The following is a 19,349-nucleotide window of genomic DNA, read 5'->3' as shown; positions in this document are numbered from 1 at the left end:
GCCATGTCATAAGCGGCGCAATGAGAAAGCGGGGAGAACGCGGGAAGGGGGCGCGCATTGCGCTGAGCTTGCGGGTCTCCATGAGAGAGCCGGAAGGGTCCTGATGTCAGCCAACAGCAAGCGCGTCTTCTATGTCAAATACCTTGCCAGTCCCGTCTATATCGACATCCTGAAGGCGCGGCCCGACGTCCGGCTCGATCGCATCGAGAACGACAGTCCTGAAGAGTTCTACGCCCCGACCCTGAGTGCGGCGCATGTCTACCAGATTGGCGCTGCCCGCGACGAGCTGGCGCCACATTTCCACGTCGACGCCGCGTTCCTGAAGCGCACGCCGAACCTGCTGCTGGTCTCCAGCAATGGCGCCGGCTTTGATCCCGTCGACGTCGAGGCCTGCACGGATGCGGGCGTGCTGGTCGTCAACCAGTCCGGTGGCAACGCGCATTCGGTGGCCGAGCACGCGCTGGCGATGATGCTGACGCTGTCCAAGCGCATCATCCAGTCGGATCGCAAGCTGCGCAGAGAATCCAACGTCAACCGCAATGAGCTCATCGGTAACGAGGTCGAGCACAAAACGGTCGGCATCATTGGCCTCGGCAATGTGGGCCGCCGCATCGCGGCGTTGTGCAAGGGTCTGCTGGGCATGACGGTGCTGGCTTACGATCCCTATCTCTCGAAAGAGGTGATGGCCGAGCGTGGCGGTGAGAAGGTCGAGCTCGACGAGCTGCTGCGCCGCGCCGACTTCGTCTCGATCTCCTGCCCGCTGAACAGGGGTAGCCGCAACATGATCAGCGTGCGCGAATTCGGCCTGATGCAGCCGCACGCCTATTTCATCACGACCGCGCGCGGTTTCATTCACGACGAGGATGCGCTGCTTGGGGCGCTGCGCGACAAGCGGATCGCGGGTGCCGGCCTCGACGTCTGGTCCAAGGAGCCACCGCCGCCGGAGCATCCGCTGCTGCAGTTCGACAACGTGCTGGCGAGCCCGCACACCGCGGGCGTCACCGTCGAGGCGCGCCAGAACATGGGCCGCATCGCCGCCGAGCAGGTGCTGGAGACGCTCGACGGCAAGCGCCCGCCGCGCATCATCAATCCCGAGGTCTGGCCTGTTTATGCCGAGCGCTTCAGGCAGGCGTTTGGTGTCTCGCCCGGGTAGCGGCGCTTCGATCCTCGGCTACAAGGATAAAAACAGCAGTCGGCGGATTTTGCCGACGGCGTGAGCGTGGGTTACGGGAACCTCGCCAGGGCTTTTTGATCCACCTCAAAATCTCCTTCCCCCATTCGGCCTAAATGGGATTAGAGTGCCGCCGGGGCAGCAGGGAGGTCCCATGTCCACTTACGTCGTCAAGTTCATGAAGGACGTGCTTGGTCAGTACGGCCGGCAGATCGAAGTTTGCCAGGGGGCACTCGAGATCGACGCCGCCGACGAGGACGAAGCCAGGGAGCGGGCGAAGGCGAGGTTTTGCAAGGACCAGGCGTTGCATCACTGGTCCCTGCACGCCGACCGCATCCAGGTCAGACCGGCTGACTTTCCTTCGTAAGGTTTAGCGGCCGGGAGCGGTGAGCGATGGCGGCGCGGTGACGCCGGCGCCTAGCGAGCGCTGCACCATGGCCGTATCCGACCAGTGGCCGTGCCGGTAGGCCACGCCGCAGAGCAGGCCGACTCGCGCAAAACCGAACTTTTCGTGTAGCGCCAGCGACGGCGCATTGTCGGCATCGATATAACCGATCATCTGGCGGAAGCCGGCGGCCGCACAGGCGTCGATCAACTCCCGCAGCAGCAGCCGTCCGACGCCGCGGCCGAGATGCGCGTGGTGGACGTAGATCGAGTGCTTGGCCGTGTAGCGGTAGGCCGGGCGCTTCCGAAACAGCACCGCATAGGCATAGCCGACAACATCGCCGTGCCAGGTCGCGACCAGATGGGGCAGGCGGGTCTGTTTCAGATTCTTGCGCCGGTCGCGCAGATCGTCCGGCTCCGGCGCGACGGTTCCTTCGACCTCGCGCGGCACGCCATTGCGGACGTGATGACGATAGATTGCCAGCATCGCCTCGACATCGCTCTCGCGTGAGGGCCGGACCAGGACCGGTTCGTCCTCGGAGCGTGGAATCGCTGTCTGGTTCATCGGCACCTACTCGGCAACGACATAAGTATAGAGCCCGATGCGACCGCGTGCATCCACCTCCTTGTAGACGCCCTGGATTTCCACATCGAAGCCGGGAAACCTGTTGAAGCAGGTCTCGAACATCTTGAGATAGTCCACCATGGGCTTGGCCCGCTCCGTCAGCCGCTCGCCGGGTACGATGGTGGCGATCCCCGGCGGATAGACCACGAAGGGCGTGGTGGCGATGCGGCCCTCAATCGCCTCGATCGGCAGATAGTCGACGTCGTTCTTGAACAGATAACGCGCCGCATCGCGTGGCGACATGGCGATCTCGGGCATCTGCTCGGGCTTGAACTGCCGTGCCTGGAGTGCGCTGACATCGGCTGAGCGGAAGAAGCGGTGCATCTCGCCGCAGAGATCGCGCAGTCGCACTCCGGCATAGCGCGCCTGCCGCCGCTGATAAAATTCCGGGATGGCATCGGCCAACAGGGCATTGTCATCGTGCAGCCTCTTGAACGCGACGAGCCCGGAGATCAGCGTGCCGGCCTTGCTCGCCTCCACGCCGGGCGTGAGCAGGAAGAGCAGCGAGTTGAGGTCGTTCTTTTCGGGCACGATGCGGTTTTCGCGCAGATATTGCGCGACGACCGGGGCTGGAATGCCGTGCTCGGCATAGGCGCCGGTGGCGCGGTCGAAGCCGGGCGTGAGCAGCGTCAGCTTGTTCGGATCGGTCATGGCAAAGCCTTCCACCAGATCGGGAAAGCCGTGCCAATTGCCGTCGGGCGAAAGCTGCCAAAGCACGGGATTGGTGGCGAGCTCGTCGGTCGACAGGGTTTCCCAGGCGACGTCGTGCGCGGCGCCGGGGCGGCTGACGTCGGGGATGGCGATGCGATCCGGAACGAAGGGTTCGAAGAACCAGCGCCGGTCCGCGTTCTGCTCCTTCTCCTCGAATTCCCGGCGCATGGCTCGGATTTTTTTGCGGAGCTCGATGCCGAGACGAATCGTGTCGTCCCACAGCACCTCGCCGGAGCGGCCCTTCATCATCTGCGCACCGACATCGAGCGACGCGAAGAGTGGATAGAACGGCGAGGTCGATGCGTGCTGCATGAAGCTTTCGTTGAAACGGCGGTGCTCGACGCGCCGCTTCTGGCCGCGGATGTGGCGGTCCTTGATGTGGATCTGCGAGGCCTGTGAGAAGCTCGCGAGCTGCTTGTGGGTCGATTGGGTCGCGATGATACCCGGCGCCTCGGGGGGAAGGTTGGTGAGGCCCATGGCGAAGCGGCCGGCATAGAGAGGGTGGAATTTCATGAAGCCGGCCCACGCTTCGTCGAACAGGATGTATTCGCAGAGATGGCCGATGCGCTTCAGGATCATCTCGGCATTGTGGATCGTACCGTCATAGGTGCATTGCTCGACCACGGCGACGCGGAATGGCCGTTCCTTGCGCCACGCCTCCTTGTCCGCGACCAGCGGATGATTGCGAATCGCTTCCCGCAAGGCTTTTTCGTCGAGTGCATCCCAGCGCATCGGGCCGATCAAGCCCCAGGCGTTGCGGATGGTCGGGACATAGACCGGGATGCCGCCATGGATCATCAGCGCGCCGTGATGCGCCGCCTTATGGTTGTTGCGGTCGAACAGCACGAGGTCGCCATCGGTGACGAGCGCGCCGAGTGCGACCTTGTTCGAGGTCGAGGTGCCGTTGAGCACGAAATAGGTCTTCTCCGCGCCGAAGATCTGGGCCGCTTCCTTCTGCGCCTTGAGTGCCGGGCCCTCATGGGTGAGGAGGTCGCCGAGATCGAGCACGGAATTGTCGAGATCGTCGCGGAACACGGACTCGCCGAGATGCTCGACGAAGACCCGGCCGATCGGGCTGCGGTTGTAGAACACCCCGCCATTGTGGCCCGGACAGGTCCAGAGTTGGTTGCCTTCCTCGGCATAGTCGACCAGCGCGCCGAAGAACGGCGTCTTCAGCGTCTCGGCATATTGCTTGAGCCGGCTGATCAGGTTCTTGGCGATGAAGGTCGGCGTCTCCTCGGACAGGAAGACGTAGCCGTCGATGAAGTCGAGCACCTCGACCGGCAAATCCTCGAACCGCTTGCGCCGGATCAGCAGGATGATCGGGAAGTCGAGGCCCCGGCGACGCATCAAATTGATCAGTGCCGAGGTCCTGCCCTCAAGCCCCTTCTTGCCCCAGTCCACCACCATGCAGCCGATCGCGGCATCGGTTTGCACCGCAATTTCGGCGTCCTCCAGCTTGCGGGCCCGAACCACTTCGAAGCCGGAGCGCTGGATTTCCTCGATGATCTGGTTGAAGCGGATGCCCTCGAGATCGTCGGCGTCGAACACGGGTGCGGCGAACAGGAAGTTGAAGCGCTTGAAATAGTCCATGGCGTGTCCCGAATGAGCGAGACGGACAGGTCTCTGCACATTCGGTGACAGTTATATGACAGGGGTGGCGATTGAGCGCAGGAAGCGCTCTACCGCTTCGCTTCGCCGAACACCACGGTCGGTACCGCGCGATTTACGACCTCGCGCAACGCGAAGCTCGATTGCACGCGCGCCACCCGCGGCAGGCGCGACAACTCGGTGCGGTGAATGCGCTCGAAATCCTGGATGTCGCGGGCGAGTACGATCAGAATGTAGTCGTCGGTGCCCGACATCAGGAAGCAGCGCACGACCGAGGGGCACTTTACCACCTCCGCCTCGAACGCGCGCAGCGCCTCGTCGCTCTGGCTCTCCAGTGCGATGCGCACCAGCACCGTCGTGGTGAGCCCGAACTGCGCCAGATCGAGCGCCGCCTGATAGGCCTGGATGTAGCCATCGTCCTCCAGCGCTTTCTGCCGCCGCGCGAGTGCCGTGCTCGACAGGCCGATCTTGTTGGCGAGCTCTGTATGGCTGGCTCGCGCATTGGCAGTGAGTTCCGCGAGGATTGCGAGGTCTTTGCGGTCCAGGGCCAAGGTTTCGTTTCCAGCGTGAAAGGGCGTTTGCGCGCTCACAACCGGCGCGGAGAGGTTGAAGCTAGCGGATATTTGCACGAAACCAAACCCGCGACGTCGTTACGATCATGGGGTGAATCGAAAGGAGCCCAGGATGCGCGTCGGTGTGCCCAAGGAGATCAAGGTTCAGGAATATCGCGTCGGGCTCACCCCGGGCGCTGTCCGCGAGTATGTCGCGGCCGGGCATCAGGTGATGGTCGAGACTGCCGCCGGCAGCGGTATTGGCGCCTCCGACGAGGTCTACCAGCGGGCAGGGGCATCCATTGCTGCGAGTGCGAGCGACATCTTTGCCAGGTCAGACATGATCGTGAAGGTGAAGGAGCCGCAGAAGAGCGAATGGGGTCAGCTCCGCGAAAACCAGATCCTCTTTACTTATCTCCATCTCGCGCCGGACCCTGATCAGGCCAAGGGCTTGCTTGCCTCCGGCTGCACTGCGATCGCTTATGAAACCGTCACTGACGCGGCAGGTCACCTTCCCCTGCTTGCGCCGATGAGCGAAGTCGCCGGCCGTCTCGCCATCGAGGCCGCCGGCGCCGCGCTCAGGCGACCGGCCGGCGGTCGCGGCCTGCTGCTTGGCGGCGTCCCCGGCGTCCAGCCCGCGCGTGTCGTCGTGCTGGGTGGTGGCGTGGTGGGAACGCAGGCCGCGCGCATGGCCGCAGGCCTTGGCGCGGAGGTCTCTGTGATTGATCGCTCGATTCCGCGTTTGCGCGAGCTCGACGATCTCTTTGCCGGACGCGTGCGCACGCGCTTCTCGACCATCGAGTCCGTCGAGGAGGAGGTGTTCGCGGCCGACGTCGTGATCGGCGCGGTGCTGGTGCCGGGCGCCAGCGCGCCGAAGCTCGTCACGCGTGCGATGCTGAAATCGATGCGGCCGGGCGCCGTGCTGGTCGATGTCGCGATCGACCAGGGCGGTTGTTTCGAGACCTCGCATGCGACGACGCACGCGGAGCCGACTTACGCGGTCGACGGCGTCGTGCATTATTGCGTCGCCAACATGCCCGGCGCGGTGCCGGTGACGTCGAGCCAGGCGTTGAACAATGCGACGCTGCCGTTCGGGCTGATGCTGGCCAACAAGGGCTTTGCCGCCGTGTTGGAGAACCCGCACTTACGCAACGGGCTGAATGTGCATCGCGGGCGCATCACCAACAAGGCGGTGGCGGAAAGCCTCGGCCTGGAATTCGCGCCAGTCGGTGGTGGGCTGGCGGCGTAACTTACTTTCCTTTTCCGGTTGCGGGAGAAGGCGGCGCGAAGCGCGGGATGACGGGTATCTCTGCCAGTTGCAACACTGCTCGTCAGGATAGATAGCCTCACCCGGCTTCGCTTCGCGAAGCCCGGCTCGGAAGCTGACCCCTCTATGGGCGAGATTCGCACAGGGGCGGCGACCGTGCCGGCGAGATCGTTGCCCTCGCTTCGGTGCCCAGATCGGCCAGAAGAAGAAAACTATTGTCGCGACACCGTCCCACGGAAGGACTTTCCCCTCGGAAGGACAAAAACGCCAATCGCTTCCATTGCCGTTTAGGCCCGAAACGACGACATTCAACCAGGATTTGATGGATTGACGGCCATGGAACGCACTGGATTTGAGCCCTTCGGCGAGCCGCTGGTGTCCTCAGCGGACACCCAGCCGCAGTCGCGCGCATCAAAGCTGCTGCTGCGGGCCGGCACGGGCGTGTTCTGGACGCTGGTGGCGGGCATCGTGCTCGCGCGCGCGGCGTTCTTCCAGCCGGGCGTCTACGACAGCTTCAGCCACGTGGCTTCCCTGGCCAAGAACCTGTTGTTCTGAGCCCGATTATTCCGGGCTGAGGATACGACTTCCCTCGGCCCTGATATGCCGAAAACTTATTCCCCAACCCGAGCGCCGTGCGTATAAATCTTTCTCCTCTGGGAGAGATTTGTGTCGCAGAATCAAGCATCCAGCCCGGCCGGCGCCAAGCCGACCACAGCCTTTGGCCGCGTCGTCGCGCTGATTCCCGGCATTCTCCTGTGCATCGCGGTGGCCGGCGTCTCGGCTCTTCTGGAACGGGCAGAACTCGGCGTGTTCGAACATCCTTACGTCGAGGCCCTGGTCATGGCGATCCTGCTGGGAATGGCCTTGCGCAGTTTCTGGAAGCCGGCGCCGCGCTGGCAGGCCGGCATCGCCTTCAGCGCCAAGCAGCTGCTCGAAGTCGCCGTCATGCTGCTGGGCGCCTCCATCAGCTTTGCCGCGATTGCGGCCTCCGGCATTGCGCTTCTGGCGTCGATCGCCGCTGTTGTCGTGATCGCGCTCTCCGTCTCCTTCGGCCTCAGCCGGCTGCTGGGCCTCTCCACGCGACTGTCGATCTTGATCGCTTGCGGCAACTCCATCTGTGGCAATTCCGCGATTGCGGCAGTCGCGCCGATTATCGGCGCCAACAGCGACGAGATCGCATCCTCGATCTCCTTCACCGCCATTCTCGGCGTGATGATGGTGCTGGGCCTGCCGCTGTTGATTCCGCTGTTGCAGCTCACCGCGACGCAATATGGCATCCTCGCAGGGCTGACTGTCTATGCCGTGCCGCAGGTGCTCGCGGCGACGGTACCGGCGGGGCTGGTATCCACGCAGATCGGCACGCTGGTCAAGCTGATGCGTGTGCTGATGCTGGGACCCGTGGTCGTCGGTCTCTCGCTGATCGCCTCGCGCTGGCAGGCCGGCGCCAAGAAGACCAATGTCGGCTTCTTCCGCCTGGTGCCCTGGTTCATTCTCGGCTTCCTCGCGCTGGCGACGTTGCGGTCGCTCGAGATTGTCCCGGGTACGGTGGTTGGTCCCGTGACGAAGATCACGAGCTTCCTCACGGTGGTATCGATGGCCGCGCTGGGCCTTGGGGTTGATGTTCGCGTGCTCGCCAATGTCGGAGGCAGAGTGACGGCGGCGGTGACGCTGTCGCTGATGCTGCTGCTCGGCATCAGCATCGCCCTGGTGCACTGGTTCAAGTAAGGCACGCGAAGCGCGTGCACTGGCTCTCCGTGCAAGCCGGGCCGAGTAAGCTAAATCACATCCGCCAGCGAATGGCCGTGCAGCTCTATGTTCAGCCCCTGCATACCCAAGTCGTTGATTTCGCCACCCATCGCTTTCAGGCTCTCCTCGCGAATCAATGACATCAGCCCGCGACGCAGCGCCAGAAATTCAGACGACATCATCATCGACTGCTGCCGCGGCCGTTCCAGGGGAATCGGGATCTCCGCCTTGATCGAGCCGGGGCGGGCGGTCATGCAGTAGACGCGGTCGGACAGGAAGATCGCTTCATCGATGTCGTGGGTGACGAACAGCACCGAAATCTTCAGTCGCTGCCACATGTTGGTGAGGATCTGCTGCATGATGACGCGCGTCTGCGCGTCCAGCGCGCCGAAGGGCTCGTCCAGCAGCAGCACTTTCGGGCCGGTCGCGAGCGCGCGGACGATGCCGACGCGCTGCTTCATGCCGCCGGAGAGCTTTTCCGGATAGTGCTTTTCGAACGCTTCGAGCCCGGCAAGCCCGAGCAGGGTGCGCGCGGCTCGCTCGCGCTGCGAGCGAGGCATGCCGCGCATCTTCAGGCCGAATTCGACATTTTCCCGGACCGTCTTCCAGGGAAACAGCGAATATTGCTGGAACACCATGCCGCGCTCGGCGCTCGGGCCGTTCACGCGCTCGCCATCGACGGTGACAATACCCGTGGTGGGCTTGAGGAAGCCCGCGACCGCGTTGAGCAGGGTCGACTTTCCGCAACCGGAGGGCCCGACGATCGACACGAACTCGCCGGGCTTCACATGGATCTGCGTGTCTGTGACGGCCTGGACGGGCCCCTCGATGCTGTCGTAGCTGAGAGAAAAATTCCTGACCTCGATATGGCCTTTCGGTTCGCTCGCAAGCATCTCGCTCATCTTGTCGACCTCCACGGCATCACCAGATGTCCCGCGCCCCTGATCAGCAGGCTCGACCCGAGACCGAGCACGCCGATCGCGATCATGCCGAGTGCGATGTCGGCATACTGGACCAGCGAATAGGCCTCCCAGGTGAAGTAGCCGATGCCGTACTGGCCGGAGATCATCTCGGCGGCGATCAGCGACACCCAGGCGACGCCCATACCCACGGTGAGACCAGTGAAGATGTGCGGCAACGACGCCGGAAAATACACCTCGCGGAAAATCGAGCGTTCGCGTGCGCCAAGACATTGAGCCGCGCGCACCAGCACGGGATCGACCAGCGTCATGCCGTGAAGGGTATTGACCAGGATCGGGAAGAACGAGCCGAGGAAGGTGATGAAGACGATGCTCTGCTCGTTGGTCGGCCACAGCATGATCGCCATCGGGACCCAGGCAATTGCCGGAATCGGCCGCAGCACTTCCGCGACCGGGAAGATGACCTCGTGGACCAGCTTGAATCGACCCATGATCAGGCCGAGCGGCACGCCGACGATGGCCGCGAGGGAGAAGCCGACGAGAATGCGCCGGCAGCTCAGCACGATGTGCATCAGGAACTTGGGATCGTGGATCGCCTTGGTGAAACTCCCATAGACTGCGACCGGCGAGGGCACGTTGGTGAAGCGCACGAAGAACACGACGCGGTAGGTCGTGAGCAGGTGCCAGACCAGCAGGAACGCAAGCAGCGAAATGATGCCGATCGCGGTCGCGCGGAGCCGGCCCTGGTTCAGCCGGTACCAGCGCAGCGCGAGCGTGCCGAACGAGGGCGGAGTCACCGGGGGCGTGACGGCGGGCACGCGCGCGGCCTCGGCAATCGCTGCCGGCATGTTGCTGTCCTCAGGGTGTCTGACGAGGGCGGGACTGCTCACGTCTTGCCTCCGCCGACTGCCGCTTTCACCGCATCGTCGAAACCGAGCACCTTGCCGCTGATCTTGGCGGCGTAGGCCTCCGCGTCCTTCTTCAGCAGGAACGGCGCGACCTCGCCATTGCCGACCGCGAAGAAGGCCTGGTCGGCGAACAGCTTGATGCCGCGGGTGGTGTCGAAGACGTAGGCGACGTTGATCTTCTTGCCCTTGGCCTTGAAGTCGGCATAGGCCCCCAAGGTGCAGGCGGCGGATGAGAACGGCATGATGCCGGCCTCATCCACCCAGACTTCACCGGCCTTGCGCGGATCGGTGATCGGCTTCTTGCAGAAAGCGTCTTCGCCGGTGATTTCGTAGTTCTTGGTGCTGCCAAGCTGCGCGTCATAGTCGAGCTTCATCTCGGCATAGGCCTTGCGGACGTAGCTGTCGTCGACCCATTTCTTCGGATCGAACTCCTTCATGCGTCCGAGGTTTTGCAGCACCTTGACGTCGGTGGCGGCCGCATCGACCAGCGCCGGCTTGACGGTGGGATCGGTGATCATGTTTCCACCCGGGCCCAAGAAGATGTAGACGACCTCCTTGTTGATGCCGGTCCATTCCTGGATTTTTTCAGATGCAAGCTTGGGATCGTCGCGTAGCCATTGATTGGCGGCGATCAGCGCCTTCATGTAGGCCACGACGACTTCGGGGTACTTTTCGGCGAAGTCGGTACGGACGACGATGCCGTGGAAGGTCGGCAGATTGGTCTCGACGCCGTCAAAAATCTTGCGCGCAAAGCCGCGGAAAGGCAGCAATTCGGCGAAGGGAACGAAGTCGGCATGCGCGTCGATCTTTTTTTCCTGGAGATTGGTTGAGCCGACTTCAGGGCTCTGGCTCACGAGCTGGAAGAAATCCGATGAATAGCCGCGGTCCTGCATCGCCTTCAGCACCATGCCGTGCGCGGCGGAGCCGAAGGGCACGCTGACCAGCTTGCCCTTGAGATCGGCCAGATCGTAGTACGGCGAATCCTTGTGGACGACGATGCCATTGCCGGAGCCGGAGAGGCTGTAGGCCGCGATGCCGATCAGCCGACTCTTGCTCTCGGGATTGCTGTCGAAAGTGAAGCCGTTCACGATCAGCGGGTAGTCGCCCATCATGCCGATCTGCAACTTGTTCGCCATCATCGCGTTGGTGACGGGCGGACCTGACGTGAAATTCTGCCATTCCAGCTCGAACTTGATGTTCGCGTATTTGCCGTCCTTGGGCAGGTATTTTTCCAAAAGATGAAGCTGCCGGATGACGACGCCTGCGGTCACCGTGTTGGTGGTGGTGTCCTGCGTTCCGATACCGAGCGTGACGGTTTCCGCCGCGGCCGGCTGCGCAATCAGAAGCGCCAGCGACGTCACCGACATCGCGATCGAGGGTGTGGGAAGATGGCGGACCATTCTCATCCTCATCAGGTTGGATGTGCTGTGGTTGCCATGATTGGGGGAGGGCGTGGACAGGGCAAATCCGGAATGTTGACGGCAGTCGATTAGTTGCCGGGAAAAGCTGATTGCATACTCCTTGAGCAATCCTGCACTATAAAGCCGCTTGCCTGGGCAGTGATCTTGCCCGCAAACTCGTTCAGTCAGATGCGTGGCCGCGCATCTCTTCCAGTACGTCGGTCCGACAGACCACGATCTGGGACCGCCTGGTCACGACGATTCCCTTCTCCTGCATCCGCTTCAGGCTGATCGTGACCCATTGCCTTGTCGCGCCGACCATATGGGCGATGTCGGCATGGGTGAATGCTGCCGCGATCACCCGGCCCTCCCCATCCTCTACGCCGTAGAGCTCGACGAGGTGCAGCAACAGATGTGCAAGGCGCTGCGTAATCGAGCGCGTTCCCAACATCTGCGCCAGTGCCGAATAGCACTTGCCCTTGAAGGTGAGGCCTTCGATCAGACCGATCGCAAGGTTTGGGATCTCTGCAGCAAGGGACCGCAGTTCCTTTCCGGGCAGGTGCACCACGCTGCAATTGCTGGACGCGACGCCGGACCATTGATGGACGGTGCCCTCGAACACCTCGGGACCGCCGACGAAATTGCCGACGTGCCAGTAGGCCAGCGTGATCTCGCGCCCGAGCGGGGAGCTGTAGAACACGCGGATGCGGCCACTTTCGATCAGCCAGATACCGTCATGCTTCCCGCCCTGGCTGAACAGCGTCTGACCGCGGTTAAGCACCTTTCGCCGGCCCTGCTTCAGCACCAGTTCCCGCTCGCGCGGTGAGAGCTTGTCCATCAGAGGCGGCGGCCCACCGATGGATTGCTGGTTCTCGGTCAGCAGCAGCGAGGAGCTGCCCGCAGGCCGGACTGCCGGGGGAACAGTCCCGCGAACCGCACTCGCCGCCTGCAACATCGTCTGCCTCCGGACCGTTCAAGTCGTTCCAAAGAGGAGCAATGTCCGTGCCAGATGGGTGGCAAGCGGGTCGCTAGGGCCCTGCAAGGCTTGGCAAATAGGACTTTGGGTAGATTCCGCGATTATGCCCGTCCGAGAACGAGATGTTGAGCCCATAGCCGAGATCGCCGATCCCGGTGATGGCGATCCCCGGAAACCGTTCGGGAAAGCGCTCGTCGAAGCGGGCGCGGGTGCAGTGAGCGCACTTGCAGGACAAACGGAGCCGCTCGGCGGGAACGCTGAGCGTTTCGCCGTCGGTGGTCCGCACGAGAAGTGTCGCCAGATCGGCGCTTGCTTCGTAGCCGGTCACCGTCGGTGCCACCAGGGTCATGTTCATGACGAACCTCCGACTCCTCTCTAGGCGCAGGTCGTCACGCGGGGATAGCAACTAATTGCCGGCCCAAGTGCGCAGTCGACCCGGCAGTGTGCCTCCGCTTCGATCATCGCCGACGAAATGTGAAACTAATCCACCGGGAATTTCACTTCCGAATTGCGGGACTCCGCTCTCTCCGAAACTTTCTGCGTCGTCGAGAGGAGAGACCATGAGCGCATTTCAGAAGGAAACGGTTTTGTCGGTCAGGCACTGGACCGATTCCCTTTTCAGCTTCACCGCGACGCGCGATCCCGGCTTCCGCTTCCAGAACGGCCAGTTTGCGATGATCGGGCTGGAGGTGGAGGGCAAGCCCGTGATGCGCGCCTACAGCATGGCGAGCGCCAATCACGAGGAAGCGCTCGAATTCTTCTCGATCAAGGTGCAGGACGGTCCGTTGACCTCCCGCCTGCAAAAGATCAGGGAAGGCGATATCATTCTGGTCGGTCGCAAGGCGACAGGCACGCTGATCACCGGTAACCTCATTCCTGGCAAACGCCTGTTGCTGCTTTCGACCGGCACGGGACTCGCGCCCTTCGCGAGCTTGATCAAGGACCCCGACGTCTACGAGAATTACGAGACAATCGTGCTCGCTCACGGCTGCCGCCAGGTCTCCGAGCTTGCTTATGGCGAGCACCTGGTCGATGGACTGCGCAACCACGAGTACTTCGGGCCGCTGATCCGCGACAAACTCGTCTACTACCCGACCGTCACCCGCGAACCGTTCAGGAATCGCGGTCGCATCACCGATTTGATCGCCTCCAGCCAGCTGTTCGACGACATCGGCCTATCGGGCCTGGATATCGAGACCGACCGCATCATGCTGTGCGGCAGCCCGGCGATGCTGGAGGAACTGCCCGCGATGTTTTCAGCGCGCGGCTTTGTCGAGGGCAGCCACAGCCAGCCCGGCCATTTCGTCATCGAGAAGGCCTTCGTCGAGCGGTGAGCGCAAATCGCGTCCCGGCGACAACTAATTGCTATCGGCGGGACGCCACCTGAACAAATCTGATGCAAAGGCGCCGGCTATCGGCGAACCAGGAGCAAGTGATGGCACTAGATCAGATCGTCGATGGGCTTTCGGAAGTATCTTGCGATGTGCTCGTGATCGGCGGCGGCACGGCCGGCCCGATGGCGGCGCTGAAGGCGAAGCTGAAGAACCCGAAGGCCAACGTCGTCCTGCTCGAAAAGGCCAACGTCAAGCGCTCCGGTGCGATTTCGATGGGCATGGACGGACTGAACAACGCCGTCATCCCCGGCTACGCGACGCCGGAGCAGTACACCAAGGAAATCACCATAGCCAACGACGGCATCGTCGACCAGAAGGCGGTCTACAAATACGCGCAAAACTGCTACAGCATCATCGAAGAGCTCGATAGTTTTGGCATTCGCTTCCTGAAGAACGAGAATGGCGACTACGCCGTCAAGAAGGTGCACCACATCGGCACCTATGTTCTGCCGATGCCGAACGGCGAGACCGTGAAGAAGGCGTTGTACCGCCAGCTCCGCCGCGCCCGCATTCTGATCTCCAATCGCTACATGGCGACGCGGCTGCTGAAATCGTCCGACGGCCGCATCGCCGGCGCAATCTCCGTCAACACCCGCACCGCCGAGATCCTGGTGATCAAGGCCAAGGCCGTGATCCTCTGCATGGGCGCCGCCGGCCGCCTGGGCCTGCCGACCTCCGGCTACATGTTCGGCACCTACGAGAATGCCGCCAATTCCGGCGACGGCTATTCCATGGCCTATCACGCCGGGGCCGCGCTCGCGAACCTCGAATGCTACCAGATCAATCCGCTGATCAAGGACTACAATGGCCCGGCGTGCGCTTATGTCGCCGGTCCCTTCGGCGCCTTCACGGCCAACAACGAGGGCTCGCGCTTCATCGAATGCGACTATTGGTCGGGCCAGATGATGCTGGAGTTCTACAACGAACTGCTGTCAGGCAAGGGCCCTGTGTTTCTCCAGCTCAAGCACCTCCACCCCGACACCATCTCGGAGATTGAATCCACGCTGCACAAGGTCGAGCGTCCCACGCGCGGCCTGTTCCAGCAGGGGCGCGGCGTCGACTACCGCAACGACTCGATCGAGATGCACATCTCCGAAATCGGCTTCTGCTCCGGCCACAGCGCCTCTGGCGTGTTCGTCGACGACAATGCCCGCACCACCGTGCCGGGCCTTTACGCCGCCGGCGACATGGCGAGCGTGCCTCACAATTACATGCTGGGCGCCTTTACCAACGGCTCGGTCGCCGGCATCGACGCGATGGAATTTGCCGAGAACCATGATTTCGCGGAGTTCGATGCGCAGGACGTGGCGAGGGAACAAGAGCGCGTGATGGCACCGACCAGGCGCGAGGACGGCATTCCACCCAACCAGCTCGAGTACAAGACCCGCCGTTTGGTCAACGACTATCTGCAGCCGCCGAAGGTCACGCGCAAGTACGAGCTCGGCATGCGTCGCCTCGCCGAAACCCGGCAGGACATGCAGGAGCATATGATCGCGCGCAACGCGCACGAGTTGCTCCGCGCCCTCGAAGTACAGTCGATCATGGACTGCGCCGACATGGCGGTGCATGCCTCGTTGTACCGTGAAGAGAGCCGCTGGGGCCTCTACCACTGGCGCACGGATTTTCCGGAGAAGGACAACGAGAACTGGTTCTGCCACACGCTGCTCAGCAAGCAGAACGGCAAAATGACCAGCCAGAAGCGTGCCGTAGAGCCCTATGTCGTGCCGATCGCCGACGACGAGAAGGACCTCTACGACAAGCAGCGCATTCGCGCCACCGCCTGATCCACCGCACGATCAACAGGAGACATGAAATGCCTCTCGCGTCCCATCAGACATCGGTTCCGGTCGTCGTCGACGACGCCAAATGCATTGCCGACAAGGGCTGCACCGTGTGTGTCGACGTCTGTCCGCTCGACGTGCTGCGCATCAGCGATATGACCGGCAAGGCCTACATGGCCTATGACGAGTGCTGGTACTGCATGCCCTGCGAGGCCGATTGCCCGACCGGTGCCGTCACCGTCAATATTCCCTATCTGTTGAGGTGATCATGTCGAGCCCGTTCGAATCCTACGACGATCTCGAAGACGCCGACGAGCGGCTTCAGGCGGCAGATCCCGCCGAACGCCGCGTCGCCATCATCGCGCTCGGCCATTCCGGCGATCCCGCGGCCGTGGTCCATCTCACCAACATGGTCGCCGATCCCGACGCCGGCGTGCGCCAGCAGGTGGCGATGGCGCTCGGTGAGTTCGACGGGCCGGAAGCCGCAAGTGCGCTGGTCAAGCTGCTGGTCGATCCGGAACGGATTGTGGCGGCGGCGGCGGCCGACAGCATGGCCGAGTTCAAGGATCCCGCTTGCGCCAACGTCGTCCTGCCGCTGGTCAAGCATGCCCATGCCTTCGTTCGCATGGGGGCGCTACGTGCGCTGAAGGAGCTGCGCTGCAAGGATACCCTGAAGCCGGCGCTGGAGGCGCTGCAGGATTCCGATGCTGCGGTGCGTGTGCAGGCGATCGGCGTGATCGGCTTCCTCAAGCTGGAGGAATCCATCCCCGCGCTGACCGCGCTGATCAACGATCCCGACGCACATGTCCGCCGCGCCGCGGTTAGCGCGTTGGCATTTTCGCAGATGAAGCCCGCAGCCGAGACTATCACGCGTGCGCTGAAGGACAGCGACTGGATGGTCCGCGAAATGGCCGCGGAGACGCTCGGCCTCAACGTCAACGGCTCGCTTGCCGCCGACCCGCTCGTTAGCTCACTCTCCGACGAATACTGGCAGGTGCGGTTGAAGGCGATCCGCAGCCTCGGCAAGATGAAAATCGAGCGGGCGGTGCGCCCGATCGGCAACTGCATCAACCACGATCAGGCGAATTTGCGGAAGGAAGCGGCCGCCGCGCTCGGCGAGATCGCCCATCCCGATGGTGAGGCATTCTTGGCCGTCATCGCCGACGATGCCGATCCCGATGTCCGCAAGAACGCGCGCTGGGCGCTGCAACAGATTGCCGCCCGGAAGGCACGCGCAGGCGCATAGCAGCGGGGCATCCTGCCGCTCTGGACTTCCCATGCCAGACGTTTATTGGTCTTCGCCAATCTGATCGGCCGTCGTTCGAACGCGGCCGATCCAAAAACAGCGAGGACGCCGGCCATGACCATTTTGACGGTTGAAGATCTTCTCCCCGAGGATGGAACGAAGGGAACGCTGGTCGGCCGGGTCTGGCTGCCGCAGGCGAACGGTCCGGCCGTTGTCGCCGTGCGCGGCGATGGTGTCTTCGACGTCACTGCGACGTTTCCGACCATCAGCGCGCTCTGTGAAGAGGACAATCCGGCCAAGGCGCTCGCCACGACCAAGGGCGAGCGTATCGGCGATCTCGAGGCGATCGTCGCCAACACTGCGCCGGATGGCCGTGATCCCAGCAAGCCCTGGCTGCTTGCGCCGGTCGATCTCCAGACGTTGAAAGCTGCCGGCGTCACCTTCGCGATCTCAATGCTCGAGCGCGTGATCGAGGAGCGGGCAAAGGGCAATCCGGCCTCGGCCGAAGCGATCCGCAAAGAGGTCACGCGGCTGATCGGTGACGATCTGTCAAAACTCAGGCCGGGCTCGGACCAGGCGATGCACCTGAAGCAGGTGCTGATCGATCAGAACGCCTGGAGCCAGTATCTCGAAGTCGGCATCGGCCCCGATGCCGAAGTCTTCACCAAGGCGCCGACCTTATCCTCGGTCGGCACCGGCATGGATGCCGGCCTGCATCCGAAGTCGACCTGGAACAATCCGGAGCCGGAGCTGGTGCTGTTCGTATCGAGCCGCGGCAACATCGTCGGCGCGGCGCTTGGCAACGACGTGAATCTGCGAGACTTCGAAGGCCGCTCGGCGCTGCTGTTGTCGAAGGCCAAGGATAACAATGCGTCGTGCTCGATCGGTCCGCTGCTGCGGCTGTTCGATGACGGCTTCACGCTGGATGATGCGCGCAAGCTCGACATCAGCCTGAACGTGAAGGGCACGGACGGCTTCGTTCTCGACGGCCATTCCTCGATCAGCAAGATCAGCCGCGATCCGACCGACCTCGTCGCGCAGACCATCGGTAAGGTGCACCAATATCCCGATGGGTTCGTGCTGTTCCTCGGCACCATGTTCGCGCCTGTAAAGGATCGCGATGCGCCGGGGCAGGGGTTCACCCATAAGCGCGACGACATCGTCACCATTGCCGCCCCTCAGCTCGGCAAGCTCGTCAATCGCATGCGCACCAGCGACGAGTGCGAGCCGTGGACCTTCGGCATCGGCGCGCTGATGAAGAATCTGGCGCAGCGGAAACTGATCTAGCGCCTCGCCTCAGCCTCTTGCGGCTGCAGAACTGCGCGCACTTCCTTTTATGAGGCCGTTATGCCCGGGGCTTGTCCGGACATAACGCGCTGCCGAGCGGCTGGACGGCCCACGGAATCGCACGCAACTACAAATTGAGTTTTGGTCGAAACATCTTGCTTGGCGTGTGTTTGCGCGTACCCTCCCTGTCTCCACATCATTCGGCTCAATAGTCAAATAATATGACTATACAGCGGCGAACTTCCGTGAAATGGTGCCCTCCGCCGCCGCAGGGGCCGGCCCGAAGGTGCCATATTACCAAATGGTGCCTCGGATAACATTCTTGGGAGATACGCCTGATGACCCTCAAAGCCCTTTTTGCGGCCAGCGCCACGGCCGCGTTGCTGCTTTCGCTGCCGGCCAATGCCGCCGAGCTGACTGTCGGCTTCTCTCAGATCGGATCGGAATCCGGCTGGCGCGCCGCCGAGACGTCGGTCACCAAGCAGGAGGCGACCAAGCGCAAGATCAACCTCAAGATCGCCGACGCGCAGCAGAAGCAGGAGAACCAGATCAAGGCGATCCGCTCCTTCATCGCGCAGAACGTCGATGCGATCTTCCTGGCGCCGGTCGTCGCGACGGGTTGGGATGCAGTGCTGAAGGAAGCCAAAGAAGCCAAGATCCCGGTCGTGCTGCTCGACCGCGACATCGACCCGTCGGGCAAGGACCTCTATCTCACCGCCGTCACCTCGGACAGCGTGCACGAAGGCGAGGTCGCCGGCGACTGGCTGGCCAAGACCGTCGGCGACAAGGCCTGCAACATCGTCGAATTGCAGGGCACGGTCGGCGCAAGCGTCGCGGCCAACCGCAAGAAGGGCTTTGACACTGCCATCGCCAAGCACGCCAACCTGAAAATCGTGCGCAGCCAGACCGGTGACTTCACCCGCGCCAAGGGCAAGGAAGTCATGGAGAGCTTCATCAAGGCCGAAGGCGGCGGCAAGAACATCTGCGCGGTCTACGCCCACAACGACGACATGATGGTTGGCGCGATCCAGGCGATGAAGGAAGCCGGTCTCAAGCCGGGCAAGGACATCCTCACGGTGTCGATCGATGCCGTGCCAGATATCTTCAAGGCGATGGTGGCCGGCGAGGCCAATGCGACGGTCGAGCTGACGCCGAACATGGCCGGCCCGGCCTTCGATGCTGTTGCGGCGTTCAAGGAGAAGGGTACCGTTCCACCGAAGTGGATCCAGACCGAATCCAGGCTGCTCACCGCCACAGACAATCCGCAGAAGGAATACGACAGCAAGAAGGGCCTCGGTTACTGAGGCGGGCGTCTCGCCGGACCACGTCCTGTGGTCCGGCACCCCCTTCGCAATCGTTGCGCGAACGAAT

At 62.8% G+C, this 19,349-nt stretch carries 19 protein-coding genes; 11 read left to right on the top strand and 8 right to left on the bottom strand.

Annotated elements, in window-relative coordinates:
* The first annotated feature begins 103 nt into the window (after window positions 1–103).
* Complete coding sequence (locus ACVWZ4_RS34800; RefSeq protein WP_456702693.1) at window positions 104–1,153, top strand: hydroxyacid dehydrogenase; 1,050 nt, start codon at window positions 104–106, stop codon at window positions 1,151–1,153.
* 172 nt (window positions 1,154–1,325) lie between these two features.
* The gene (locus ACVWZ4_RS34795; RefSeq protein WP_177242959.1) at window positions 1,326–1,538 is read left to right on the top strand and encodes a hypothetical protein; all 213 of its coding nucleotides are present in this window, start codon (window positions 1,326–1,328) and stop codon (window positions 1,536–1,538) included.
* Between the two features lie 3 nt (window positions 1,539–1,541).
* On the opposite strand, the gene ACVWZ4_RS34790 is transcribed toward ACVWZ4_RS34795, so the two are convergent.
* The 3 genes from ACVWZ4_RS34790 to ACVWZ4_RS34780 all read right to left on the bottom strand — a co-directional run bounded on the left by ACVWZ4_RS34790 (window position 1,542) and on the right by ACVWZ4_RS34780 (window position 5,053).
* Complete coding sequence (locus tag ACVWZ4_RS34790) at window positions 1,542–2,120, bottom strand: N-acetyltransferase family protein (protein WP_456742143.1); 579 nt, start codon at window positions 2,118–2,120, stop codon at window positions 1,542–1,544.
* A gap of 6 nt (window positions 2,121–2,126) precedes the next feature.
* The gene (locus ACVWZ4_RS34785) at window positions 2,127–4,484 is read right to left on the bottom strand and encodes an Orn/Lys/Arg family decarboxylase (protein WP_456742142.1); all 2,358 of its coding nucleotides are present in this window, start codon (window positions 4,482–4,484) and stop codon (window positions 2,127–2,129) included.
* A gap of 89 nt (window positions 4,485–4,573) precedes the next feature.
* Window positions 4,574–5,053, bottom strand: coding sequence for an Lrp/AsnC family transcriptional regulator (locus ACVWZ4_RS34780; protein WP_456702696.1), 480 nt, complete (start codon window positions 5,051–5,053; stop codon window positions 4,574–4,576).
* 133 nt (window positions 5,054–5,186) lie between these two features.
* On the opposite strand from ACVWZ4_RS34780, the gene ald reads away from it, so the two are divergent.
* The 3 genes from ald to ACVWZ4_RS34765 all read left to right on the top strand — a co-directional run bounded on the left by ald (window position 5,187) and on the right by ACVWZ4_RS34765 (window position 8,045).
* On the top strand, window positions 5,187–6,302 hold the full coding sequence (gene ald, locus ACVWZ4_RS34775) for an alanine dehydrogenase (protein ID WP_456742141.1): 1,116 nt from the start codon (window positions 5,187–5,189) through the stop codon (window positions 6,300–6,302).
* A gap of 354 nt (window positions 6,303–6,656) precedes the next feature.
* Window positions 6,657–6,875, top strand: a complete 219-nt coding sequence (locus tag ACVWZ4_RS34770; RefSeq protein ID WP_456702698.1) for a hypothetical protein — start codon at window positions 6,657–6,659, stop codon at window positions 6,873–6,875.
* A gap of 111 nt (window positions 6,876–6,986) precedes the next feature.
* Window positions 6,987–8,045: a YeiH family protein gene (locus ACVWZ4_RS34765; protein ID WP_456702699.1), complete on the top strand. Its 1,059-nt coding sequence runs from the start codon at window positions 6,987–6,989 to the stop codon at window positions 8,043–8,045.
* Between the two features lie 50 nt (window positions 8,046–8,095).
* Here ACVWZ4_RS34765 and ACVWZ4_RS34760 read toward each other — a convergent pair whose 3' ends face one another.
* The 5 genes from ACVWZ4_RS34760 to ACVWZ4_RS34740 all read right to left on the bottom strand — a co-directional run bounded on the left by ACVWZ4_RS34760 (window position 8,096) and on the right by ACVWZ4_RS34740 (window position 12,619).
* Window positions 8,096–8,968, bottom strand: a complete 873-nt coding sequence (locus ACVWZ4_RS34760) for an ABC transporter ATP-binding protein (RefSeq protein WP_456734603.1) — start codon at window positions 8,966–8,968, stop codon at window positions 8,096–8,098.
* Window positions 8,965–9,876, bottom strand: coding sequence for an ABC transporter permease (locus tag ACVWZ4_RS34755; protein ID WP_456742140.1), 912 nt, complete (start codon window positions 9,874–9,876; stop codon window positions 8,965–8,967). The genes ACVWZ4_RS34760 and ACVWZ4_RS34755 overlap by 4 nt, the downstream gene beginning before the upstream one ends.
* Window positions 9,873–11,294 (bottom strand): ABC transporter substrate-binding protein, encoded by a 1,422-nt coding sequence (locus ACVWZ4_RS34750; RefSeq protein ID WP_456702701.1) that lies wholly within the window; start codon window positions 11,292–11,294, stop codon window positions 9,873–9,875. Before ACVWZ4_RS34750 ends, ACVWZ4_RS34755 begins: the two co-directional genes overlap by 4 nt.
* Before the next feature lie 181 nt (window positions 11,295–11,475).
* Window positions 11,476–12,249, bottom strand: coding sequence for a Crp/Fnr family transcriptional regulator (locus ACVWZ4_RS34745; protein ID WP_456702702.1), 774 nt, complete (start codon window positions 12,247–12,249; stop codon window positions 11,476–11,478).
* Window positions 12,250–12,322: 73 nt separating this feature from the next.
* On the bottom strand, window positions 12,323–12,619 hold the full coding sequence (locus ACVWZ4_RS34740; RefSeq protein WP_456742314.1) for a DUF971 domain-containing protein: 297 nt from the start codon (window positions 12,617–12,619) through the stop codon (window positions 12,323–12,325).
* A gap of 211 nt (window positions 12,620–12,830) precedes the next feature.
* Between ACVWZ4_RS34740 and ACVWZ4_RS34735 the strand changes: the two genes are divergently transcribed.
* The 6 genes from ACVWZ4_RS34735 (at window position 12,831) to ytfQ (ending at window position 19,282) form a co-directional block, all read left to right on the top strand.
* Window positions 12,831–13,604 (top strand): ferredoxin--NADP reductase, encoded by a 774-nt coding sequence (locus ACVWZ4_RS34735; protein ID WP_456702703.1) that lies wholly within the window; start codon window positions 12,831–12,833, stop codon window positions 13,602–13,604.
* 101 nt (window positions 13,605–13,705) lie between these two features.
* Window positions 13,706–15,448 carry a fumarate reductase/succinate dehydrogenase flavoprotein subunit gene (locus tag ACVWZ4_RS34730; protein ID WP_456742139.1) on the top strand — a complete coding sequence of 581 codons (1,743 nt, stop codon included), beginning with the start codon at window positions 13,706–13,708 and terminating at the stop codon, window positions 15,446–15,448.
* A 29-nt stretch (window positions 15,449–15,477) separates the two neighbouring features.
* Entirely contained in the window at window positions 15,478–15,711 is a 234-nt protein-coding gene (locus ACVWZ4_RS34725; RefSeq protein WP_092226673.1) for a 4Fe-4S dicluster domain-containing protein, read from the top strand.
* A 2-nt stretch (window positions 15,712–15,713) separates the two neighbouring features.
* Window positions 15,714–16,691, top strand: a complete 978-nt coding sequence (locus ACVWZ4_RS34720; RefSeq protein ID WP_456702705.1) for a HEAT repeat domain-containing protein — start codon at window positions 15,714–15,716, stop codon at window positions 16,689–16,691.
* A 114-nt stretch (window positions 16,692–16,805) separates the two neighbouring features.
* The gene (locus tag ACVWZ4_RS34715; protein WP_456702706.1) at window positions 16,806–17,978 is read left to right on the top strand and encodes a fumarylacetoacetate hydrolase family protein; all 1,173 of its coding nucleotides are present in this window, start codon (window positions 16,806–16,808) and stop codon (window positions 17,976–17,978) included.
* Window positions 17,979–18,316: 338 nt separating this feature from the next.
* Complete coding sequence (ytfQ, locus tag ACVWZ4_RS34710) at window positions 18,317–19,282, top strand: galactofuranose ABC transporter, galactofuranose-binding protein YtfQ (RefSeq protein ID WP_456742138.1); 966 nt, start codon at window positions 18,317–18,319, stop codon at window positions 19,280–19,282.
* The last annotated feature ends 67 nt before the right edge of the window (window positions 19,283–19,349 follow it).

The organism is Bradyrhizobium sp. USDA 4472 (assembly GCF_054058595.1).
The sequence above is the reverse complement of the archived record's forward strand: the minus strand, read 5'-3'. Positions and strand labels throughout refer to the sequence as shown.